The organism is Shewanella sp. FDAARGOS_354 (genome assembly GCF_002209245.2).
GTDB lineage: Bacteria > Pseudomonadota > Gammaproteobacteria > Enterobacterales > Shewanellaceae > Shewanella > Shewanella xiamenensis.
The window spans coordinates 3,439,494-3,462,159 of the sequence record NZ_CP022089.2; the positions used below are offsets into that span (position 1 = coordinate 3,439,494).

A 22,666-nucleotide genomic window follows, 5' to 3' on the forward strand; every position below is an offset into this window, starting at 1 on the left:
AAAAAGTTAGGGAGTTAGGCCAATGAAGAAATGTTTTTATGCTTCGTTAACAGAAGCCCAACTGGCTGCCCTGACCCTCAATATCACCTCTCAGTCAGATTATCAACAGCGATATCGTGAAGACCCACGCTTGCCCAGCGCCCCGTATGTGACCTATGCCGCCGACTGGCAATCCTGGCCCACATTTTTAGGTAAAGAAGAAAAAACATTCTATGCCTCCCTCGCCGAAGCCCAACTGGCAGCCCAAGCCCTCAGTATCACCTCTCAGCCAGATTACCAACAGCGCTACCGTGAAGACCCACGCTTACCCAGCAACCCTAATGCCACCTATGCCGCCGACTGGCAATCTTGGCCGACATTTTTAGGTACAGAAAATAAATTCTATGCCTCCCTCGCCGAAGCCCAACTGGCAGCCCAAGCCCTCAGCATCACTTCACTGCCAGAGTACCGACAGCGCTACCGTGAAGACCCACGCTTGCCCAGCGCCCCGAATGTGACCTATGCCGCCGACTGGCAATCCTGGCCGACATTTTTAGGTACAGAAAATAAATTCTATGCCTCCCTTGCCGAAGCCCAACTGGCTGCCCAAGCCCTCAGCATCACCTCTCAGCCAGATTACCAACAGCGCTACAGTGAAGACCCACGCTTGCCCAGCAACCCTAATGCCACCTATGCCTCCGACTGGCAATCTTGGCCGACATTCTTAGGTACAGAAAATAAATTCTATGCCTCCCTTGCCGAAGCCCAACTGGCAGCCCAAGCCCTCAGCATCACCTCTCAGCCAGAATACAAACTGCGCTACCGTGAAGACCCACGCTTACCCAGCAACCCTAATGTAACCTATGCCGCCGACTGGCAATTCTGGTCCACATTTTTAGGTAAAGAAGAAAAAACATTCTATGCCTCCCTCGCCGAAGCCCAACTGGCCACTCAAGCCCTCAGCATCACCTCTCAGCCAGAATACAAACTGCGCTACCGTGAAGACCCGCGCTTGCCCAGCAACCCCAATGCAACCTATTCCGCCTATTGGCAATCCTGGCCCCAATTTTTAGGAACCGCAGATAAGTTTTATCCCACTTACGCCGAAGCCCTGCAGGCCATCCAAGCCCTTGGCATCACATTGCGGGAAGAATACCTACAACGCCGTCGTGAAGACCCACGCTTGCCCGCTAGCCCTGATAAATTCTATGCCGCCGATTGGCAATCCTGGCCCCAGTTTTTAGGGACTGCAGATAAGTTCTATCCCACTTTAGCCGCCGCTCAACAGGCCGTCCAAGCCCTCAACATCACCTCTCAGGCAAATTACCAACAGCGCTACCGTGAAGACCCACGCTTACCCAGCAACCCTAATGGAACCTATTCCGCCGACTGGCAATCCTGGCCCACATTTTTAGGTAAAGAAGAAAAAATATTCTATACCTCCCTCGCCGAAGCCCAACTGGCCATCCAAGCCCTTGGTATAACTTCACAGCCAGTGTACCAACAACGTTACCGTGAAGACCCGCGCTTACCCAGCTGCCCTAATGCAACCTATTCCGCCGACTGGCAATCTTGGCCTCAGTTTTTAGGGACGGCAGATAAGTTCTATCCCACTTTAGCTGCCGCTCAGCAGGCCACCCAAGCACTCAGCATCACCTCTTACCCAGAATACCAACAGCGCTACCGTGAAGACCCTCGCTTACCCAGCAACCCCAATGCAACCTATTCCGCCGACTGGCAATCCTGGCCTGCATTTTTAGGTACAGAACATAAATTCTATACCTCCCTCGCCGAAGCCCAACAAGCCGTCCAAGATCGCGGCATCACCTCTCAGTCAGATTACCAACAACGATACCGTGAAGACCCGCACCTACCCAGCGCCCCGCATGCGGTCTATTCTGCCGACTGGCAATCCTGGCCCCAGTTTTTAGGGACTGCAGATAAGTTCTATCCCACTTTAGCCGCCGCTCAACAGGCCGTCCAAGCCCTCGACATCACCTCTCAGGCAAATTACCAACAGCGCTACCGTGAAGACCCACGCTTACCCAGCTGCCCTAATGTAACCTATTCCGCCGACTGGCAATCCTGGCCCCAGTTTTTAGGGACTGCAGATAAGTTCTATCCCACTTTAGCCGCCGCTCAGCAGGCCACCCAAGCACTCAGCATCACCTCTTACCCAGAATACCAACAGCGTTACCGTGAAGACCCACGCTTACCCAGCAACCCTAATGTAACCTATTCCGCCGACTGGCAATCCTGGACTGAATTTTTACTGTCAAATAGGATAAATACACTTAGGGAGTTAAAGAATGCATGCAAAGTGCTAGGAATCAGAGACTCTCTTCAGTACCGTCAAATCCAAAAAGACTATGCGCAACTCCCCTCGAAACCTGATAAAAAATTCAAAGACTGGATTGATTGGTATGATTTACTAGATATTCCCAAGCCATATGAGCTTCATGAGCTAGAAAAAATAGTCCGTTCTCATAAATGTACATCTCTGGCTAATTATAAAAAATTACGCAGCAAACTGAACGACCCAAAAATGCCGGCATCTCCGATTGAGTATTATGAAGGTGACGGCTGGACCAATACTTTTGATTTTTTTGGAGTCAAAAGACCGTATCAAGTACGATATTTTGAACCAGAGTGGAAGCAATGGGGTGATTTGATAACCGAGTTTTTGAAAACGGCAAAAGGAGGAGATACAAAAGTCAAAGACCTATGTGAATTTGTACGAGAATACATTGAACCCAACAATTTCGAAATATCTCCACTTGATTACCTCACTCGCGGCAAAACAAATATTCAACCCATGCTCGAAGTATTTGAATTAGTACCTATTACTCGAAAGAAAAAATGGCTGTTTTCCATCAATGAATTTTTAGATTGGCTCATCGTAAAATTCTTGACCATCGAAGATGAAGATACTGGTGAAGTATCTCGTATAAAGGGAGCAAAAAACCCATTTTCTCACATCAATTTTGATGGTGAACAAATACCAGTTTCACTTAATGAAACCAACAAATTGGCATTGCCTTATCAATTTGTAAAAAGCGCACGCGAGTGGATTTTTCCCCAAACGCAATTTGAAAAAGTCAGCTATTCAGAACTTCTTCATCTACATAAATTCTCAGCAGATTGGGTCCAAATAGATGAATCTATTGAAATTGACCCATCAGATCCTGACTGCGTTACCAAAGTTGAAGGGGGGAAAACGTATCTTTGGCTCCCTATCTATTGGACCTATACCTATGCACTGAAGGATCCCCTCATAAATCAGCCATAGCATAGCCATATTTGAGCAACTGATTGGCGAATAATACCCAGGCCGCCAGCAATTCTTTCTCCGTGATTTGATAATCAGGCCGCCTGAGCACCTCCAATCCCAAGCGAATCGTTGAGAGTACCGTTCGATGCCCAATGGTATTGGCCTGAAAATGCTTATCCCAGCCCTGTTGCTGTGCGTGTAAACCAACTAGCCACAACAGGCATTGAACCATCAACGCTATCAGTAGGATGATGTCGAATCGCTCTGGACTGTTGGTACGACTTTGGCGTAAGCCAAAGCCGTATGCCGGGCTTTTGAGGTCACGAAAGGTTTCCTCTATTTGCATACGTTTGGCGTACAGGTTTACCAGCTGCTTTGGGCTCCGAGATTCTGGTGGTAAATTGCTGGCTAACACCCAAGGCTCTTTCGCCGATGTTGAGTACGTTTTTGCCGATGGATGGTGGCAATTAGTCCTCGTTGAACGCTGATTTGTACGCCCCTTAGGTTTGCTACGATAAAGCGTGAGATGGCAATTGATAGGGTTAGTTTTGGTCAAGGTCTTACAACCCAGGCTCTTCGCTTGACCGTTGGCCAAGTCATGTGTACTGCGAACTGCACGCCAATTTTCAGCGCCAATATCTGCAAATTGAACTGTACCGCGAATACGGCTTAGCCAAAACCAACCATGCGCCTCAACCTCTTTGTACCAAGGCACTTTGAACCCCGCGTCAGTCACGATGAGAGGGGTAACATGCAAAGGTAAAATCTTGGCTAAGTCCGCTAAAAAACCGTTGTGGGAGGCCTTAGAGCATTGTTCTGATAGGGGATAGGACTTCTCATACAGGGTAATAGAGCGGCCATTGAAGGCTATTGAGGCGCGCAGAGCCATGATGCGTTTATGCTCTCGGATGTCTGACCAATCGACGAGCACAATCGGCATAGGGTTACCAGAACAGATGAGGCTGGCATGCCATTGGTAGACAGCTAACCGTTCTTGATGCAGATGCGTGTTGCCGAGCAAACGATCAATGCGCTTGATGTTGTGCTTGGTTCGGGCCGTGGTTGGTAAATTTCGACCTAACTCAGTCAAGGTCAGTGTCTTACATTCAATCAGTGCCTTAGAGGCCAGCATCAAGCTGTTTAATCGTTTTAGGTGAAGTTCTGGGCAGTATTGGTGTAAAGAATGTTGTAGGATATTGGCTTCGCGCATCTTGTTGTCCAAGTGTAGTTTTTAGCGAAACCATTTGATCATGCAACAAGATGCGCTTCCACTCTAATTTGATGATTTATTTGTAAATCATCAGGGGATTCTTCAGACCTATGCATTAATGCAATTACCTGCAAGAGGAAGGCAAATTGTTTATTGCGACTCTGGGGAAGCAGACCCCGAAGTGCCAGATTTTCAGATTGGTAAAATAACCTGGTCGCCAAATAGAAACAAATTGGCTTGTTTAACCAACAGACAAGGCATGATAAACAAAACTCGAGATGGCGATTTCGGTGTTTACTATACCTCTAACAAAACAAGTTTCGACGGCAAAGGCTATGCCATTCCATTTATGCCCATTGAGTTAGCGTGTTGGCTAATCAAATTAAGAAAATGGCAAGAGAAATACAACCCCATTGAGAAGCCGACTGAGTGGCTAGAATGCACTAGAACTAATTTGAACGAACTCCAAAGGAAACAAAAGGGGCACAACTGCTTCTTATTCCGAGACTTTCAAGAAAATGAACCAGGCACATTTGGTGGAAGATTGGCTTCTAGACTTGCGGCAGCGATATTTTTTTCATCTGACGACCAGCTCGTTTCTGCTTCCTACGCAGGGCAAAACTTTCACGAGTGTGCGTCTGAACTAAAACAACAGCAATCAATTGCCCTTGCACCATTTAAATCCACCTACACACCACACTCTATGCGCGTTAGCCTGATTAATGCCTACGCTTATGAATTCGGCATGCCTATTGAAGTCATAATGAAACTGGTCGGTCATTCTTCAATCATCATGTCTATTTACTACATGAAGAGCGATAAGACAGGAGCAAATATTCGAGAGAAAATCACTCTTGGAGAAAAGCAGGCATTAAATAAAGCAGCAGATACACTAAAAAGTTTTATTGAATCCCAACGAATTGAACAATGTAAGAGCCAACTAATCGCTAACAATACTGAGTTTCTATCAACCATCGATAATGCTAGACCTGCATCGAGTTATCTTTTCAGAGACTTTGGCATATGTCCTGTTGGTGGGGGATTTTGTAATGAGGGGGGAGCTGCCGTCGCGATGAAAGCCAATATTTATCATCCTGTTACTGCCGGCTATCTCGGGGAGCAAAACTGTATTCAGTGTAGGTTTTTTGTCACTGGCCCTGCATTTATGATGGGACTGGCTGCTGTATTTAACGAATTGTGTTTGGCGATTAATACACAATCTCAACGTTACAGTCTTTTAGAGAAAGAGCTCGACGATATTGTAACTAAGATAGACATACTCTCACATCAAATATATCAGCAGAAATCACAAAGTACTCAAACGTCTATTTTAGAAGGTGAAAAGCTTAAACTTCAATCTGAACGACGAAAACTGAACTCAGAAATTGAAGTCAAAGCCAAAAAAATGGATTTATACATGAGTGATATGAATGCCCTTCATAAACACTTATTTAACTGTCAATCTATCATTAATCAAGACTCACTATCTGAAGATACAAAGCTACAACTCATTGTACCTAATGACTTTTCTTTTAGTTTTGAAATCAGCGAAGTAAGCTGTTTTCAACAACTATCTGAAGTCTGTGAAAACGCAGAGCTTTACCACTGTTGCACAGATGAACAAGCTGTGACAAGAAGAAGTCAAGCTCTCGATAAGATGTTGGTGAAGAACGGTATTACCCCTCATTTTCTGTATTTAAACGAACCAGAACAACTTGTAGTGGGTAACCAAATGACTCAATTGATGCTCTCAAGGCTAAAAAGCTGGGAAAAAATCGACAGGCTTATCGATGGTGATTTGGCTTTAAATGATTTTGAAGATGGAGAACGAATTTCTAAGAACGAATTGAAACAACTTTTTATGGGGGCAACCCCTCTTAAACTGGTCGAATAATATGACTGAAATATCTCCTGAAATCGTCTTGAAACAGCTAAAATCTGAGGTTTCAGAGCGAGTACAACACTCACTGCAAGCTATATATCAAATTTGCATAGAGCAGCAACAAAGGGGCCTGAATGAATTCAGCTATGCGACCATTGCTCGACTTGGCAAAGGACGAGGGGTCCCTGCTGCACAAAGCATTCGAAACAAAACAGGTGAAACCTATCGCACTTTAATTTCAAGCTTTGCCAAGCAATCCTCAAACACCCCAAAGAGTAACAAACTAAGCTATGGCAAAAGTTATGCTTGGATAGATGAACTTAAAGATCCTGTTGTTAAACTACAGGCAAGGATCTTGTACTCACAAAAAATTGCTGCCGAACGGGCCGTCAATGAGATTGCTCCAATCAACCAGGTAATAGAGATCTTTGATGGAAGATCATCTGATCTTCTCACAAAAAGGCTAACAGGCCTTGAGCGAGAAGCTCTTGAGTACCTGTTGTCTGATGAATTTAGACGGCGGAATCAATTGGAGGTGGGGCAGCATGGCAGTATAGTATCTGGCAATAATAACGAGCCCTTTTTACCCGTTGCAACGATAGATGCTATAAAAAAGGCTTTACAGTACCTCTAGATAAATCTGTAGGAAGAACCTTGAAAACTAACTTGATCACCCGCGAGGGCTTCGACAAGCTAAATGCAGAACTGAACCATCTTTGGCGTGAGTACAGACCTGAAATAACGAAGAAAGTGACTTGGGCAGCGAGTCTTGGTGATCGCTCAGAGAATGCTGATTACAAGGAAAACAAGAGATTACTTAGACAAATTGATTCGCGTGTGCGTTATCTGAGAAAACGCATTGAAGCTGTGAAGGTTGTCGAATATTCCCCCCAACAAGATGGAAAAGTATTCTTCGGTGCCTGGGTACAAATCGAAAATGATGCGGGTGATACAAAGAACTTCCGTATAGTTGGCCCTGACGAGATCTATGGTAGAAATGACTATATTTCGATCGATGCGCCAATGGCTCGTGCTTTGCTGAAAAAAGAAGTAGATGACGAAGTTGTGGTCAGTACACCATTAGGTGAGCATACTTGGTACGTAAATTCAATTTCCTACCAAATTCCTCAAAAAGAGAATAAAATAGAAAATCCTTAAAAAACAAAAACATGATAACCAGCACTGAAGTCGTAATCATAGAAAGACACAGATCGCGGACTTGGGTAACTTTTCAGCACGACTCCAGCATTAGAAACACCAAAAATTCTATATTAGAAAAATTGTGATAGGTTCTTGGCTTTGTTTCCTAATAGTGAAATCCAATGTTTTTGGGGTTTAAATCAAAATAATATTCTGATTACAGATAAACGACTGACGATGAAACAAGGGTTTTAAGCGCCATGCAGGCCGCTCAGGAAGCACTCTGTAGTTATTTGTGCTTTTAGGAAACAAAGCCTAGGTTCTTTGCGATTTGTGGCCAAATACGCGATAAACACTTCCTAAAAGAGGTGGACGAGTCTGGACTTAACCTGTCAATCTTCACATCACGAAACAATCAAATACGGCAAGTTGCTTTAACTCACTTCTATCCCAAAGTGAGCTACTTGCCCATGTAACGCAATGAAATGTTGTTTAAGTATAGCTTTCGATTTAATCAGCTTTTTAAGAAGTGCAACTCACACCCTGCTAATAACGGCAAAATACATAAATATTGCATGGGATGTGTTGCAAAAACATCATGATAGGTGCTAAGTTTTAAACATTTTACAATTATTTACTCCTATTTCCAGGCATTTAATTTAATACAGTTTGGGCTTAAAAATTCGAGTGAAACACTGTTAGGCATACGAGGTACCATGTCGACATATCAATCTTTTGAAGAAAAATTACAATTAATTGAAATAGATATTCAAAAATATAATAAAAATATGAATGATTCTGGAATTTGGTTATTTTTGGCGACTTTGGGATGTTGGGGTGTAACGCAAGAGTATCTACAGGTAATTGCTGTGATATTTACTTTCATCATCTTTAGTCACAAGCTAATAAAAGGTTTTAATGAGTTTAAATTCTTTTCAACTATTTTAAAAGAACAAATATCCAAAATTGAAAACTCTGAGTTAGATGAAAAGTCAAAAAAGGCACTAAATTTTGATATTGTAAATCTCAAAAAAAAGAATTTATGTAAATCAAGAGTTATTATGCATGTTCCTGCATATTATTTATCTATGGTATTTTTATCTGCAAGTATTTTCTACTGGGGCTGGTATAACTAATAAGTCACTTTGAAAAGCAACATTTTGTTCAAGTAGTTCGCATTACTCGCTCGGGGTAGGCTAGAATCTGCTCTTAACCAAAACTTATCCATAGAATATTTAATCAAATTGGAGTTAAAACCCTAACATGGAGATGCTCAACATTGAGCTAACTGCAGTGGCTAGTAGCTCTTTGTCGTCTGAACATTTGATATAAATAAAGTAATGGATACTAAAGGCCATAAGGGATTTCTACAGCCATTACAATGAGTCAGACTTACTGAGTATGGTGCACACGCGAAACTACAGACATTTTTCACGGGCTTCGAACTCACCAATTTATTATGCCCCAAAACGTATTTACCATCTCTAAGTGAGTGACCAGATTTATTGTTCCATTTCGGAGCTCCTTGCAAAATGTGTGATCGACTTAGTTGACCAAATTTTAGTAATGCTACAAAGTGACTACATAAATAGTGGTGATTGAGAACCGCTAAGGGATGCTAAATACTGAAGGATCCCCTCATAAATCAGCCATAGCATAGCCATATTTGAGCAACTGATTGGCGAATAATACCCAGGCCGCCAGCAATTCTTTCTCAGTGATTTGATAATCAGGCCGCCTGAGTACCTCCAATCCCAAGCGAATCGTTGAGAGTACCGTTCGATGCCCAATGGTATTGGCCTGAAAATGCTTATCCCAGCCCTGTTGCTGTGCGTGTAAACCAACTAGCCACAACAGGCATTGAACCATCAACGCTATCAGTAGGATGATGTCGAATCGCTCTGGACTGTTGGTACGACTTTGGCGTAAGCCAAAGCCGTATGCCGGGCTTTTGAGGTCACGAAAGGTTTCCTCTATTTGCATACGTTTGGCGTACAGGTTTACCAGCTGCTTTGGGCTCCGAGATTCTGGTGGTAAATTGCTGGCTAACACCCAAGGCTCTTTCGCCGATGTTGAGTACGTTTTTGCCGATGGATGGTGGCAATTAGTCCTCGTTGAACGCTGATTTGTACGCCCCTTAGGTTTGCTACGATAAAGCGTGAGATGGCAATTGATAGGGTTAGTTTTGGTCAAAGTCTTACAACCCAGGCTCTTCGCTTGACCGTTGGCCAAGTCATGTGTACTGCGAACTGCACGCCAATTTTCAGCGCCAATATCTGCAAATTGAACTGTACCGCGAATACGGCTTAGCCAAAACCAACCATGCGCCTCAACCTCTTTGTACCAAGGCACTTTGAACCCCGCGTCAGTCACGATGAGAGGGGTAACATGCAAAGGTAAAATCTTGGCTAAGTCCGCTAAAAAACCGTTGTGGGAGGCCTTAGAGCATTGTTCTGATAGGGGATAGGACTTCTCATACAGGGTAATAGAGCGGCCATTGAAGGCTATTGAGGCGCGCAGAGCCATGATGCGTTTATGCTCTCGGATGTCTGACCAATCGACGAGCACAATCGGCATAGGGTTACCAGAACAGATGAGGCTGGCATGCCATTGGTAGACAGCTAACCGTTCTTGATGCAGATGCGTGTTGCCGAGCAAACGATCAATGCGCTTGATGTTGTGCTTGGTTCGGGCCGTGGTTGGTAAATTTCGACCTAACTCAGTCAAGGTCAGTGTCTTACATTCAATCAGTGCCTTAGAGGCCAGCATCAAGCTGTTTAATCGTTTTAGGTGAAGTTCTGGGCAGTATTGGTGTAAAGAATGTTGTAGGATATTGGCTTCGCGCATCTTGTTGTCCAAGTGTAGTTTTTAGCGAAACCATTTGATCATGCAACAAGATGCGCTTCCACCCTAATTTGATGATTTATTTGTAAATCATCAGGGGATTCTTCAGTGCTAAATAGGGATATAAAGATGTGGTCTGATAAAGAATCAAATATTGACTTTCTGAATTTCAATGAAACTGCCGAATCCATCAAAGACCTAATTACTGAAAAAAATCTTATGCCAATAAGTGTTGGTGTGTTTGGGGATTGGGGGGCAGGAAAGTCCACAATTTTAGAACTCACAAAGTCTGCACTTGTAAGCGACAAGGACGATTATATCCAAGTTAGTTTCGATGCTTGGATGTTCCAAGGTTACGACGATGCCAAAGCTGCATTATTAGAGACAATCGCGGAAACACTCGTCAAACAAGCCAAGGCAGATGAAAGCTTGAGCGAAAAGGCCAAAGATTTTGCTGGGCGCGTAAACAAGATCAGACTTATGGGGCTCCTGATGGATGCAGGCAGTCTCGCAGCGGGTGTCCCCACGTTTGGTGGATTCCAAAAGCTGTTCGGAATGTTCAGTGGCGGAGAAGACGGTGAATATGATTTCGGTGATTTTAAGGATGGAGTCGAAGGTGCTAAAGAGATTGCTAACAGAAACAAAGACCTTCTGAGCAAGAAAAAGGATTTCTCTCCACCAAAAGAAATCAAAGAGTTCAGACAAGCATACTCAGATCTTCTTGCCGAGTTTGGTAAGCCATTGATTGTCTATGTTGATAACTTGGACCGTTGCTCGCCTTACAACGCGATTTCAACGCTTGAAGCCATTCGCCTTTTCTTGTTTCTGCCCAACACAGCATTTGTAATTGCCGCCGATGAAGACATGATCCGTCTGGCAGTCAGTGAATACCACAAGGGTTCATCTCAACGGCATCAAACTGACTACTTGGACAAACTGATTCAAATACCTATACATGTCCCACGCCCCGGCGCTTTAGAAATTAGAGCCTATCTGTTCATGCTGGTTGCACTTGATCACGGTGTCAAAGGCGATGAATTAGAGACTCTACGACATGCCCTTGAAAAAAATCTGAAAATGTCTTGGAAAGAGGCAGCAATAACCATAGATGATTTGCTTGATGGGAAAAATATTTTAGGGACTACTGAGTTGAGGAATAAGCTTGTTGTCGCAGAACAACTCGCACCTCTATTAGCGGAATCATCCAACATAAATGGTAACCCGCGAATAGTTAAGCGTCTTCTTAATCAAGTTAGAATCAGAAGAAAGACGGCGCTCCGGCGTGGTATGCAATTAGATGAGAAAACGATAACCAAACTGGTTATCTTTGAACGTTGCCTTGGAACAAGAGCCGGTAACAAGCTTTACCAAATGATTGATAGCGAAAACGGCAAACCAAAGGTTTTAGCAGAACTTGAAGCTGCCGGAGCCAACATCGAGGGCATAAAACTGCCTGAAGAGTGGCAGTCAGAGAAAAAGTTTCTGGCTAAATGGGCAAAACTGCCGCCTAAATTTTCTGATATTGATCTGACCCCAGCTCTCTACCTGAGTAAAGAAAATATTCCTATGGGAGCTTTTGGAACAGTTATGTCGGGAGCAGCTCAAAAACTTGTCGTGGCACTATTGAAACAGACCCAGCGAATCAGCCAAGCAAGTACTAAAGCAATAGATGAAACTCCACCAGAAGACTATATGCCAGCAATGGATGCGGTGCTAGAAAAGCTGAGGTCAATTGCAGATTGGAGTAAATGTCCTGACGGTATTTTTGGTGCGCGATTGCTCGCTGAAAAAGATATTCGGTGCAAAGCCACTTTTTTGGATTTTATGAAAAACCTACCGAAGGAGCGTTGGATGAAACCAATAATAGAAGAATTAGAAGGAGCTAAATAATGGGTACATCAGCCTCATCTAGGGGACCTAAAGATAAAAACCCACTCGTACCGCCATGGGCAGAAGGCGGAAATGGATTAACAATTGGTCCAGCTACTGACACTGATGGAAACGTGGGCATCGGTGGTGGTGGCGGCCAAGATAAAGATGGTGCTGACAATAGCCAAGAAGTTGATAACAATAAGGTACAGCAAGAAATTGGTTCGTCGGGCCAAGCACAACCGCCAGCGAGCAGATACAAAAGTGCGAGACAAGCATTCGGCAAATATGCTGGTACAGGTGGCTCAAGTTCAGATCTTAGGCGCTCCCTAAAACATTACGCTAAAAACTCATCCGGTGGCGGGAAAGGGACAAGTCGAAGACTTGCCAGTGGTATAACAGCAGGCGCTGGATTCGTAGGAATGATGCGCGGGGACAGCGTTACTGTTGGTGACCAGTCCTTATCTCTTAATGACCTTCGAGGCCTAACGACTGATCAAGCGATTGATCGCATTGCCTCTCATTTAGCGCCAGATAACTCAGATTCTGACGCAGTGCGCATTGCTCTCAATTACGCTTTGGAAGAAGCACTTCCTGATACTCAAGACTTCGATCCTGCAAGTTTCACTGACGAGGTAATCCAAGAAGCAATCTCCTGTTATTTAACTGACTTAATTTTTCAAGATGTAGTCACAGGAATGGGAGAAGCTTGGTTCAAAGCAGAGGTAGCAACTAAGCATCACAAAATGGAAAGCGAGTTAAGGGAGCTGATTAAAGTGATAACACAGCAAGAAATGGACAAAGCGACAAACGGCAATCCCAGCAATATCACCAAGAACAACATTAAGAAAATTCAAATCGAGGCAATATCAAAAACTGTAGACCATTGGGAGAAATTCAATGACTGATTTTTACTTCCATCACGACCCCGATAAGCTTCCTGACTACTCTGGCGAAAGCCACCCGGTACAAATTTTTGATAGCCATCCGCTAAATAAGTATAAATGCAGTCACGCATCGAAAGAGCTACTCACCAAGATTAGAAAGCTTGGGGTTGCGATTAATCCCGATGCACTTGATTTGGTAACTATCGCAACAGCAGTAACTTCGGCAGAGACATTTGAGCCAAGAGAGAATGCGCCAAATTCTTGGTCACGAATCTTAAATCTCCACATACCTGTATTTGCTCCAGATAAGTGGGAAGCTGTAGCAAAGAGACTTGAATCACTGATAGGTTTTTTAACTGGCGATCAATGGAAGTTATCTTTTATCAAATCTGAGTTAGAGCTACCTAAGCCAATAAATAGCAAGCAGTCCAAGCTTGTGGCGGAATCATTGAAAGGATTGAATACGGTCTGTCTTTTTTCTGGAGGGTTGGATAGCGCAATTGGAGCGATTGATATTCTCAATGGTGACTCTGAAATCCGTCCGATGCTTGTAAGCCACGCATATCGAGCTGATGGAGCGAAACAGCAAGATATAAAAAAACTGCTCAAAAAGCCATTTGGAGAGTTTTCATATTCAATAGCCCCTCAATTATCAGGTCAGGCTAAGCATGCTAACGATACCAGCATGAGGGGGAGAAGCTTTAATTTTTTAGCAATGGCTGTATTAGGGATTACGGCACTTAGGAAAGCAAATAACGATGATACTATCTCTCAGATTATTGTGCCTGAAAATGGATATATATCAATTAATCCGCCGTTAACTCGCAGGCGCATTGGGAGCCATAGCACTCGAACAACTCACCCAAACTTTCTATCTCAGTTAGAGTTATTGCTTAACGATGTTGGGTTTAACATTCAATTTACAAATCCGTACCAGTTTAAAACCAAAGGCGAAATGCTAGCTGAGTGCGTTGATCAAGACGCTGTTAAAAAAGCGATACCATTAAGTGTATCTTGCAGCCACTGGCATAGAGAACATATACAATGTGGTTATTGCCTTCCATGTCTAGTCAGGCGAGCTTCCATATTTCATGCAGGCTTTACAAAAGATGCTGACTATGCGGTTCCACGACTTACAAGTATATTGAACGAATCGGAGAAAAGAGATGACGTTCATGCAGTACAGACTGCAATAATTCGATTAAAGAAGAGCCCTGACTACATGGCTTGGTTACGCCAGTCTGGACCTTTACCACAGAATAAAGAGACACGCGAAGAACTGGAGTCTACAGTGAAAAGAGGTTTGGCAGAAGTTGAAGCATTTTTGAAATCGGTCAAACTAGCATGATGGATCTGCATTGCCATGTCGATTTGTACCCAGATCACCGCGAGGTACTTAATGACTTGAGAGAATGCAATTACTATGTGCTGTCTGTTACAACTGTGCCATCCGCTTGGAGAGGCACAGTTAAACTTACGGAAGGTATTGCCCGTTGTAAGACTGCTTTAGGATTACACCCACAGCTTGCCCACTTGAGAAAGCATGAGCTAGCAATCTTCGATGAGTTAATAGGTGAAACTAGATACATAGGAGAGATTGGTCTAGATGGTTCAAAGGGTTACCTCCCCTACATCGAGGATCAACTCCACGTATTCAACCATATTCTTGAAAAGTGCTCTCAGTTCAATGACAAAATTCTATCTATTCATAGCCTAAACGCTACAGAACAAGTCATCGATTGTTTGCAAAAACACCCTCTATCAGGAACCCCAATACTTCATTGGTTTTTAGGAACCAAAAAGCAAGTACAGGAAGCAACCGAACACGGCTGTTTTTTCTCTGTCGGCCCGGCAATGTTGAATTCAAATCGGGGAATGAAAGTTGCGTCGTGGTTACCGCCAGATCGTGTGTTACTCGAAACTGATGGTCCATTTGCAAAAGTGGATAATTCCCCACTGTTACCCTCACAAGCCAGACTTGCAGTAAATGAGTTGTCTTTGTTGTGGAAAGTTACCGACGAGGATGTTGTTGCTCAACTTAAGCGAAATATGGTTTTGTTGTTGAATAGTGGCATAACATAGTGTAGTAACATTTATGACTATTAGTCAGCGTGTTAGATACTGGCATAGCGTATCAGTTTTAAGTGAAAATTAACGGTGAGCATACTATACAAATATTAACCCGAAACTGGCGAGTTAGAGTTAAAAATCTAACTCGGAAATATCTCGGATATAAAATACCCTAACCAATTAGCTCTACAGTAAAGTACCTCTGTACGATGGTAATACTCATGTTGCAATGCATTACATATGGCTTGTATACCATTGAATCTTAATCGAAAAAGTTGCACACTCTCAGTAGGAATATTTTGACATAAGAATGTAAAATGAATGATTTCATCTATCAAGGTGGTACTGCGATTTCTGAGGATGACTTTAAAAGTCATATAGGGTCTTTATGCCAATTAGAAAACATTGGTGTCCTTCTTGGTGCTGGTGCATCGGTAGGGTGTGGCGGTATGACAATGAAAGGTGTATGGCTTGATGCAATAGACTGTTCGCCTAGTCTCCCCACTGAATTACTTGCTTTTAAACTCATAACTCAAGAAAATATCAATAATCAAGATGTAAATGTGGAGCAACTTTTAGATCAAGTAACCCAATATTTATCGGTATACAAAAAAACATCACCATTAAACACCGATACAGATTTTGAGTCCCAACCAGTAGGCAGGCTTCAGAAAATCCTCCTTTACTTATATCAATCAGTAACTAAAGCGGCACTACTGGTAAAACAAGAAGCTTTTGGTGATGAGAATTTAGGATCAGTAAGCGTAACGCCAACCACACATTCCAATCCTAACTGATCAACTTTACCCTGTCTGCCATTATCAACTGCCAGGGTAATCATCATGCACCGTACCAAAGAACAATGGCTGGCCTTGTTTGCCGAGCAAGCCCAAAGTGGTCTCACCCAAACTGAATTTGCAAAACGTCAGGGCATCATTCCTACATATTTTAGTTATCGCAAGCGTCAGTTGTTGGCGTTTCAGGATGATGACGGTGGCTTTGTTGAGCTGACGCCACAGGGTTTGCAGCTGAATCAATCCATTTTGCTACGCAAGCGCGATATCGAATTGCAGTTTCCAGCCGGCACCGATGCACAGTGGTTAGCAGCCTTGCTAAGAGCGCTCTGACCATGAAAATGTTCCTCGATGTGCCTAAGGTCTATTTGCATAAACAGCCGGTCGACTTTCGTAAATCCATTAATGGCTTATCGTTGCTGGTCGAGCAAGAGATGCAGCTCTCGCCATTTAGCGGCGCACTGTTTGTGTTTTGTAATCAGCAGCGTACCCGGTTAAAAGTACTGTACTGGGATAGCACCGGGTTTTGCCTGTGGTACAAACGGCTTGAAAAAGACAAGTTCCGCTGGCCACGGCAGATGCCTGGCAAAATACTGTCTATTAGCGAGCAGCAATGGCATTGGCTGTTGCAAGGTGTCGATATCCAAAAAATCACCGCCCATCAGCCACTGCATTACCAGAGTGTGGGCTGATATGACGATCGGCTATAAATCCTTATGATCGCATCCAAAACAATCTAAATTTTACCAAGCACTTAGCTAAATTGGCCGTTACAATAGCGGCCATGAAAAAGACACCTCAATCCTTACCTGATGACGTTGCACTGCTCAAGAAAATGCTGCTTGAGCAGACGCAAAAGCTTGAGCGCAAACTGGCGCAAAAAGATAAACGCATCGCCAAATTAGAGCGGGTTAACCAGCAACTGTCGGACAAGTTGCAGCAGTTGCTGGAGCGTTACAACCTGAAGAAGTACCAGAAATTTAGCCCCAGCAGTGAAACCTATGAAGGTGAAGGCGAGGTGTTAAATGAGGCCGAACAGCTTATTGAAGACGAGTCAGTAGCGACAGAGCCAGATACTCAGACGACCGAGAGCGCTAAGAAAGCTGCTAAGCCACGCCGCCCACGGATTGCCCCTGAGCTGCCGCGCGTTGATGTTATCCATGACATTGACGATAAAACCTGTGCTTGCTGTGGCCATGCGCTACATCAAATGGGTGAGGAAGTCAGTGAGCAAATCGAGTTCGTACCGGCACAAATCCGGGTGCTCAGAAACGTGCGGCTGAAATACAGCTGCCGGCAGTGTGAAACCACGGACACCAAGGTCGACATTAAAATTGCCGATGTGCCACCGGCGGTTATCCCTAAGAGCATGACCACACCGAGTCTGCTTGCCCAAATCATCAGCAGCAAAATGCACTATGGCTTACCGCTTTATCGTCAGGAGCAGTTGTTTAATCAGGCCGGTATTGAGCTTAGCCGTCAAACGATGAGCCGCTGGCTGATAAGCTGTGCAGAGAAACTGAAACCGTTACTGGCGTTAATGAAAGCTGAGCTTCTGAAACAGCCCGTGCTGTGGGCAGATGAAACCACGGTTAATGTGCTGGATGTTGAGAAAAGCACCTGTTATATGTGGGTATATGGCTGTGGCTTAGAAAAAAGTACCGGCCCCAAGCTCGTGCTGTTTGATTATCAGGATAGTCGCAGCAGTAAACATCCCACCGACTTCCTGGCGGGGTTTAACGGTTATCTGCAGGTCGACGGTTATGCCGGATATGAGAAAACCCACGCAACCTTAGTCGGCTGCTGGGCGCATGCCAGACGCAAGTTCGTCGAAGCCCAAAAAGCGCAGGGCAAAGGCAAAACGGGTAAGGCCGATGTGGCCCTTAACCATATCCAGAAACTCTATGCGCTGGAGAGTAAATTAAAAACTGCGCCGCCTGATAAGAAATATGAAGCCAGGCAAACGCTAGCCAAGCCGTTGCTCGCGCAATTCAAAAGCTGGTTGGATAAATCAAGCGAGAGTGTCACGAAAGAAAGTTTACTGGGAGCGGCTATTACGTATAGCCTGAATCAGTGGCCCAAGCTTGTCCGCTATCTGGATGATGGCTGTCTGAATATCGACAACAATCGTGCGGAGCGCGCCATCAAACCGTTCGTGATTGGTCGCAAGGCGTGGTTGTTCGCTAATACCAAGACGGGAGCACAAGCCAGTGCGGCACTGTACAGCCTGGTCGAGACCTCAAAAATCAACGGACTGGAGCCGTATGATTACCTATGCCGCTTATTAACCGAGCTACCCAAAGCCAACACCCAAGAGAAACTACAGCAACTCCTGCCTTACTGATCACCAGCCACACCGCAAGGTGTGGTTGGCGTTACGCTTACTAGGATCACAGGACAAATTCAATTATCATCGAGAACTACTTGAAAAATTAATTTCAAATCGCCAACCAGGTCAAGCCGCTCCGATGCTATTTACCACCAACTATGATCTCTCATTAGAATGGGCTGCTGAAGAAATAGGTATTCAACTTGTTAACGGTTTCTCAGGACTTCATACAAGAACTTTTCAGCCCCAAAATTTTGATTTGAGCTTTAGAAACGTTAATGCTCGAGGTGAGGCTAGATTTGGGCACTATCATGCATATTTGCATAAATTACATGGCTCACTATCATGGATTCAAGAGCATAACAGCGATATTAAGGAGATCCCTTCCGCTTTAGCAAAAAGCCGCTATATAGAGCCATTACTAAATGGTGAACCTGTATATGATAAGCAATTCTTAATTTATCCTGGTGCTAATAAGTATCACCATACAATCGGCTTTGTATATGGTGAGATGTTTCGTCGTTTTAGTGAGTTCCTATCAAAGCCTCAAACAGCTATTTTTGTAAACGGATATGGGTTCGGCGATTACCACATCAATAGGATAATTCTTGGGGCTCTGCTCAACCCTTCCTTACATATTGTTATTTTTTACCCTGAACTTGATACAATATCGACAAATGCATCTAATTTGAACGAAGCACAAAAATGCATAAAAAAACTTAAATCGCTATCATTAAATCAAATTACTATTGTTGGCGGGAATTCTAAGGCTTACTTCGACTCATTTGTTAAATACATTCCAAAACCAGTGTTATTTCCGAGAGATACTTCCACACAACAGCTTATCTCCGCTATTAATGATTTAGTTCAAAGTGGTAATCAGATATGAGCATAGAAAGCGTCGATTCAATTGGGTATGTTGTTGCGCTTGAAGGCACAAAAATTCGCATTAACTTACTTGAAGGCCACAAAGGACAATTAGCATCTCACCGTCGAGGGGTAAGTTCGGTCTCCCAACCTGGCGATTTAATTGGATTAGATGCCGGTACTAATCTTGTTATTGCTCGAGTCACGGACATGGCATTTGTTGATCCAGATAAAGCTCATTCTTCTAATGTCGGCACAATGAATATAACAGATACCCCACTAAGGCAACTCATTGCATATTCTGTTGGCTATGTATTTCAGGAGGGTGACACTCGAAAATTTATTTCTGAAAACTGGAAATTACCAACATTAGGTGCAAAAGCTATTCCCCTTTCGAGCAACTATCTAGAAACAATCTATGGCGTAAATGAAGATGAAAAATACTCTACGATTGAGCTAGGGCGTGACTCAAGAACTAAGACGACGAGGATCAATGCTGGTCTTAACTCTCTACTTTCAAGGCATTTGGCTGTTCTCGGTAGCACTGGGTATGGCAAATCAAATTTCAATGCCTTGATATCACAGAGAATACGTGAAAAGTTCAAAAATTCTAGACTCGTTATATTCGATATAAATGGTGAATATGCTGATGCATTTATTGGTCAAAAACGAGTCAAAGAGACCATATTGGGTAGTATCTCACCTCCTTCAACTAATTCGGCTGGATTTGCACCAGTAGCACCACCTCCTATTTTTGATGGCAAATACCCCAGGGTGAGATCGCGAACACTTTTCAACCAAATTCATGATCGATTTGACGATCACATTTAGCTGTGATCATATACTCCCTTTTTAGGGAGAGCACCATGCACATTGACCACTTCAAAGAACATTTTCAAACGATTATCGACCAACGCCAAGGTGCAAAGGTCACATATTGCCTGTTTGAAGTCCTTTTTGGCTCGCTATGTGCGGTGATTGCAGGCGCGAAAGGCTGGTTTGATATTCGTGAATACATTCTCGGTCATCATGATTGGTTTAAGCGTAATGGCCTCTTTGTGAACGGCATTCCTGTTGATGACACTATTGCTCGCATAATATCGACGATTGAACCAGAGTCGTTTCATGAGTGCTTCATCAACTGGATGTCGTCAGTACATACTCTTACCCAAGGTCAAGTCGTTGCGATCGACGGCAAAACACTTCGAGGCTCATACAATCGCGAAGATAGGTCGAGCACTATCCATATGATCAGTGCTTATGCATCATCAAACAAACTTGTGTTGGGACAGTTAAAAACTGAGCAAAAGAGTAATGAAATAACGGCCATTCCTGAGCTGATAAAGATGCTTGATATCAGGGGAGCCCTAGTCACCATTGATGCAATGGCTTGTCAGACTAGTATAGCCAAAGCCATTGTAGAGCAAGGTGGTGATTACTTGCTTGCAGTAAAGAGCAATCAAGGAAAACTCCGACAAGCGATGGAAAAAGCATTCTCATCTCAGCGAGCCAATGTGGCAGACACTGTCAACCTTGAACAGGGGCATGGACGTATAGAGTCTCGCCAATGCTATGTTTTGGCCAGTACCAACCTTGATGGTGACTTTTCTCGCTGGAAAGGGTTGAAGAACATTATCATGGTTGAAAACTTCCGCTTTGAGAAAGGCAAATCTGTCGAGCTAGAGTACCGTTATTACATCAGTTCCAAAGCGCTTAGTGCAGAGCAAGCTGCGGTAGCAGTCAGAGACCACTGGGGCATAGAGTCAATGCACTGGGTGCTTGATGTCACCATGAATGAAGATGCGTGCCAGATATATAAAGGTCATGGTGCAGAAAATCTGTCTTGCTTACGCCATATGAGTTTGAATATGCTTCGAGCAGAGCCAACCAAGCTAAGCATTGTTGGTAAACAAAAGCGATGCATGATGAGCACAACCATGCTAGAGGAGGTATTAAGCGCTGGTTTTAGTCATGTGGTTAAAATGTAGACACTCATGCGGTCGCCCTGGCAAATACCCTATCTATCATCAAATACCTTATCAAGCATTTGGCTATGCTGGCTTAATCAAATTATTAAGACCAAGCGATAAAACACAATTACCTGCTCTACGCAATGCATTGAAGTCACTTCATATGGTTTGTACGTGCCAGAACGGATTGATATGGACCGCTGAAACAATACCACCTTCTACAACTGCAAATTGGTTCGAGTTAGTTGATGACTGTCGACAAGATGGACAAGATCACTTATGTCAGTGGTTGAAAAAGTTGAGAAGCAATGCACTTGGACATTTCCCAACTTGGCCTCCTTTTAAAGCGCTAGCTAACCTTGTTGCAGAGTTCGGATGTCAAGCATTCACACCTCAAGGAACAAGCAAAAGAGATGCTTTTAGTTATGGTAATGTATTGCCATTAGTTAAGATTATCCAGCAACTCGTAGATGACCCTAGATTCAACAATGTAGTTAACTTATCTGGAGGACAAGCAATTACGAACCCAGCGACTATGTGGAATAAAGAAGTTGAAGATGAAGTTGATTATATTTTTGGTAAAAAATCTGGAGAGCCACAAGATTGGGATGTTCATATCATTAACTTAAAAAACATAGCAGATGATCATGCCCCAATGATTTTAGGTTCACTTTTAGAGATGTACTCTGATGTATTATTTAAAAGAGGCCAAGATCAGAATTATCCAACCATGCTTCTTTTAGAGGAAGCCCATCACTACCTTAGAGATCCCTTTGCAGAAGAAGGAACTCAGCTTAAAGCATACGAAAGGCTTGCAAAAGAAGGGCGTAAATTTAATTGTTCATTACTTGTTAGCACTCAACGCCCATCAGAGCTCTCTTCGACAGTGCTGGCCATGTGTTCAAATTGGATCTCTCTGCGTTTAACTAATGAGCGAGACATCAATGCATTAAGACACGCGATAGAAAATGGTAATGAACATACTCTAAGTGAAATTTCTGGTTTACCTAGAGGGGATGCTATTGGTTTCGGTTCAGCTTTCAATATCCCGATACGCTTTTCCATTGATGAAGCTAAGCCAAAACCAAAGTCTTCTGATGCAGCATTTGCATCTATATGGTCATAATAAAGTATCTCAATTGGGATATTAGCTGTAATTGCCTGACCTAATAACAAGTAAAAATGGATTAGCTTTTGTATGGTAAATTAAAACTAATAACTCCGGAGTAGGTATATCACTATAAAGCATTTTGAGGCATAAAAATTTTTTTAGAAAAGGCAGCGTTTCGATGAGATCACTACCTTTTAGTATGATTCATTATTACTTTTATTAATCTCCCACAGGTCTATCGCTCTTTAAATCCTCGGTACAAAACAACACCGGATGCCACAATAAGCCCAAGGGTAAACAACATGACAAGAACTGCCAGTATTTTAATACTCATACTAGACCTCCAAAATGGCTCTTTACCTCGATTGACTTAACTACGCCTTGATTTAGTTAAAAAATCATAAGCGAAATACTAAACGTTTTTGTGCTATTCAAGTGAAAAC

Annotated in this window: 19 protein-coding genes; 17 read left to right on the forward strand and 2 right to left on the reverse strand. The window is 43.4% G+C overall.

Features of this window, described 5'->3' with window-relative positions:
• Nucleotides 1-22 precede the first annotated feature (22 nt).
• Nucleotides 23-3,268, forward strand: a complete 3,246-nt coding sequence (locus CEQ32_RS23155; RefSeq protein ID WP_088586366.1) for a VPA1269 family protein — start codon at nucleotides 23-25, stop codon at nucleotides 3,266-3,268.
• On the opposite strand, the gene CEQ32_RS15390 is transcribed toward CEQ32_RS23155, so the two are convergent.
• On the reverse strand, nucleotides 3,252-4,460 hold the full coding sequence (locus CEQ32_RS15390; RefSeq protein ID WP_001206290.1) for an IS4-like element IS10A family transposase: 1,209 nt from the start codon (nucleotides 4,458-4,460) through the stop codon (nucleotides 3,252-3,254). The two genes, CEQ32_RS23155 and CEQ32_RS15390, sit on opposite strands and share 17 nt — an antisense overlap.
• A 118-nt stretch (nucleotides 4,461-4,578) precedes the next feature.
• Between CEQ32_RS15390 and CEQ32_RS15395 the strand changes: the two genes are divergently transcribed.
• The 4 genes from CEQ32_RS15395 to CEQ32_RS15410 all read left to right on the forward strand — a co-directional run bounded on the left by CEQ32_RS15395 (nucleotide 4,579) and on the right by CEQ32_RS15410 (nucleotide 8,618).
• Nucleotides 4,579-6,354 carry a VPA1269 family protein gene (locus CEQ32_RS15395; protein ID WP_264291142.1) on the forward strand — a complete coding sequence of 592 codons (1,776 nt, stop codon included), beginning with the start codon at nucleotides 4,579-4,581 and terminating at the stop codon, nucleotides 6,352-6,354.
• A 1-nt stretch (nucleotide 6,355) separates the two neighbouring features.
• Entirely contained in the window at nucleotides 6,356-6,976 is a 621-nt protein-coding gene (gene gmtX, locus CEQ32_RS15400; protein WP_088586367.1) for a gamma-mobile-trio protein GmtX, read from the forward strand.
• Nucleotides 6,977-6,996: 20 nt separating this feature from the next.
• A complete protein-coding gene (gene greB / locus CEQ32_RS15405) occupies nucleotides 6,997-7,500 on the forward strand; it encodes a transcription elongation factor GreB (RefSeq protein WP_088586368.1) in 504 nt (167 codons plus the stop codon).
• A gap of 698 nt (nucleotides 7,501-8,198) precedes the next feature.
• Complete coding sequence (locus CEQ32_RS15410) at nucleotides 8,199-8,618, forward strand: hypothetical protein (protein ID WP_088586369.1); 420 nt, start codon at nucleotides 8,199-8,201, stop codon at nucleotides 8,616-8,618.
• Nucleotides 8,619-9,120: 502 nt separating this feature from the next.
• Here CEQ32_RS15410 and CEQ32_RS15415 read toward each other — a convergent pair.
• Nucleotides 9,121-10,329 carry an IS4-like element IS10A family transposase gene (locus CEQ32_RS15415; protein ID WP_001206290.1) on the reverse strand — a complete coding sequence of 403 codons (1,209 nt, stop codon included), beginning with the start codon at nucleotides 10,327-10,329 and terminating at the stop codon, nucleotides 9,121-9,123.
• 126 nt (nucleotides 10,330-10,455) lie between these two features.
• Here CEQ32_RS15415 and CEQ32_RS15420 point away from each other — a divergent pair, with 126 nt between their 5' ends.
• From CEQ32_RS15420 to CEQ32_RS15475, 12 genes are all read left to right on the forward strand, one after another.
• On the forward strand, nucleotides 10,456-12,216 hold the full coding sequence (locus CEQ32_RS15420) for a P-loop NTPase fold protein (protein WP_088586370.1): 1,761 nt from the start codon (nucleotides 10,456-10,458) through the stop codon (nucleotides 12,214-12,216).
• Nucleotides 12,216-13,103: a hypothetical protein gene (locus CEQ32_RS15425; RefSeq protein WP_088586371.1), complete on the forward strand. Its 888-nt coding sequence runs from the start codon at nucleotides 12,216-12,218 to the stop codon at nucleotides 13,101-13,103. The genes CEQ32_RS15420 and CEQ32_RS15425 overlap by 1 nt, the downstream gene beginning before the upstream one ends.
• Nucleotides 13,096-14,430, forward strand: a complete 1,335-nt coding sequence (gene qatC, locus CEQ32_RS15430) for a Qat anti-phage system QueC-like protein QatC (protein ID WP_088586372.1) — start codon at nucleotides 13,096-13,098, stop codon at nucleotides 14,428-14,430. The genes CEQ32_RS15425 and qatC overlap by 8 nt, the downstream gene beginning before the upstream one ends.
• Nucleotides 14,427-15,164 carry a Qat anti-phage system TatD family nuclease QatD gene (gene qatD / locus CEQ32_RS15435; protein WP_088586373.1) on the forward strand — a complete coding sequence of 246 codons (738 nt, stop codon included), beginning with the start codon at nucleotides 14,427-14,429 and terminating at the stop codon, nucleotides 15,162-15,164. The genes qatC and qatD overlap by 4 nt, the downstream gene beginning before the upstream one ends.
• Nucleotides 15,165-15,469: 305 nt before the next feature.
• On the forward strand, nucleotides 15,470-15,949 hold the full coding sequence (locus CEQ32_RS15440) for a hypothetical protein (RefSeq protein WP_088586374.1): 480 nt from the start codon (nucleotides 15,470-15,472) through the stop codon (nucleotides 15,947-15,949).
• A gap of 45 nt (nucleotides 15,950-15,994) precedes the next feature.
• Nucleotides 15,995-16,279 carry an IS66 family insertion sequence element accessory protein TnpA gene (gene tnpA / locus CEQ32_RS15445; RefSeq protein ID WP_088585668.1) on the forward strand — a complete coding sequence of 95 codons (285 nt, stop codon included), beginning with the start codon at nucleotides 15,995-15,997 and terminating at the stop codon, nucleotides 16,277-16,279.
• Between the two features lie 2 nt (nucleotides 16,280-16,281).
• The gene (tnpB, locus tag CEQ32_RS15450) at nucleotides 16,282-16,638 is read left to right on the forward strand and encodes an IS66 family insertion sequence element accessory protein TnpB (protein WP_057786146.1); all 357 of its coding nucleotides are present in this window, start codon (nucleotides 16,282-16,284) and stop codon (nucleotides 16,636-16,638) included.
• 92 nt (nucleotides 16,639-16,730) lie between these two features.
• A complete protein-coding gene (gene tnpC / locus CEQ32_RS15455; protein WP_088585667.1) occupies nucleotides 16,731-18,290 on the forward strand; it encodes an IS66 family transposase in 1,560 nt (519 codons plus the stop codon).
• 25 nt (nucleotides 18,291-18,315) lie between these two features.
• Nucleotides 18,316-19,164: an SIR2 family protein gene (locus CEQ32_RS15460; protein ID WP_226871834.1), complete on the forward strand. Its 849-nt coding sequence runs from the start codon at nucleotides 18,316-18,318 to the stop codon at nucleotides 19,162-19,164.
• A complete protein-coding gene (locus CEQ32_RS15465) occupies nucleotides 19,161-19,973 on the forward strand; it encodes a helicase HerA domain-containing protein (RefSeq protein ID WP_226871835.1) in 813 nt (270 codons plus the stop codon). Before CEQ32_RS15460 ends, CEQ32_RS15465 begins: the two co-directional genes overlap by 4 nt.
• A gap of 35 nt (nucleotides 19,974-20,008) precedes the next feature.
• The gene (locus tag CEQ32_RS15470) at nucleotides 20,009-21,130 is read left to right on the forward strand and encodes an ISAs1 family transposase (protein WP_088585462.1); all 1,122 of its coding nucleotides are present in this window, start codon (nucleotides 20,009-20,011) and stop codon (nucleotides 21,128-21,130) included.
• Complete coding sequence (locus CEQ32_RS15475; RefSeq protein WP_226871836.1) at nucleotides 21,114-22,238, forward strand: ATP-binding protein; 1,125 nt, start codon at nucleotides 21,114-21,116, stop codon at nucleotides 22,236-22,238. Before CEQ32_RS15470 ends, CEQ32_RS15475 begins: the two co-directional genes overlap by 17 nt.
• The last annotated feature ends 428 nt before the right edge of the window (nucleotides 22,239-22,666 follow it).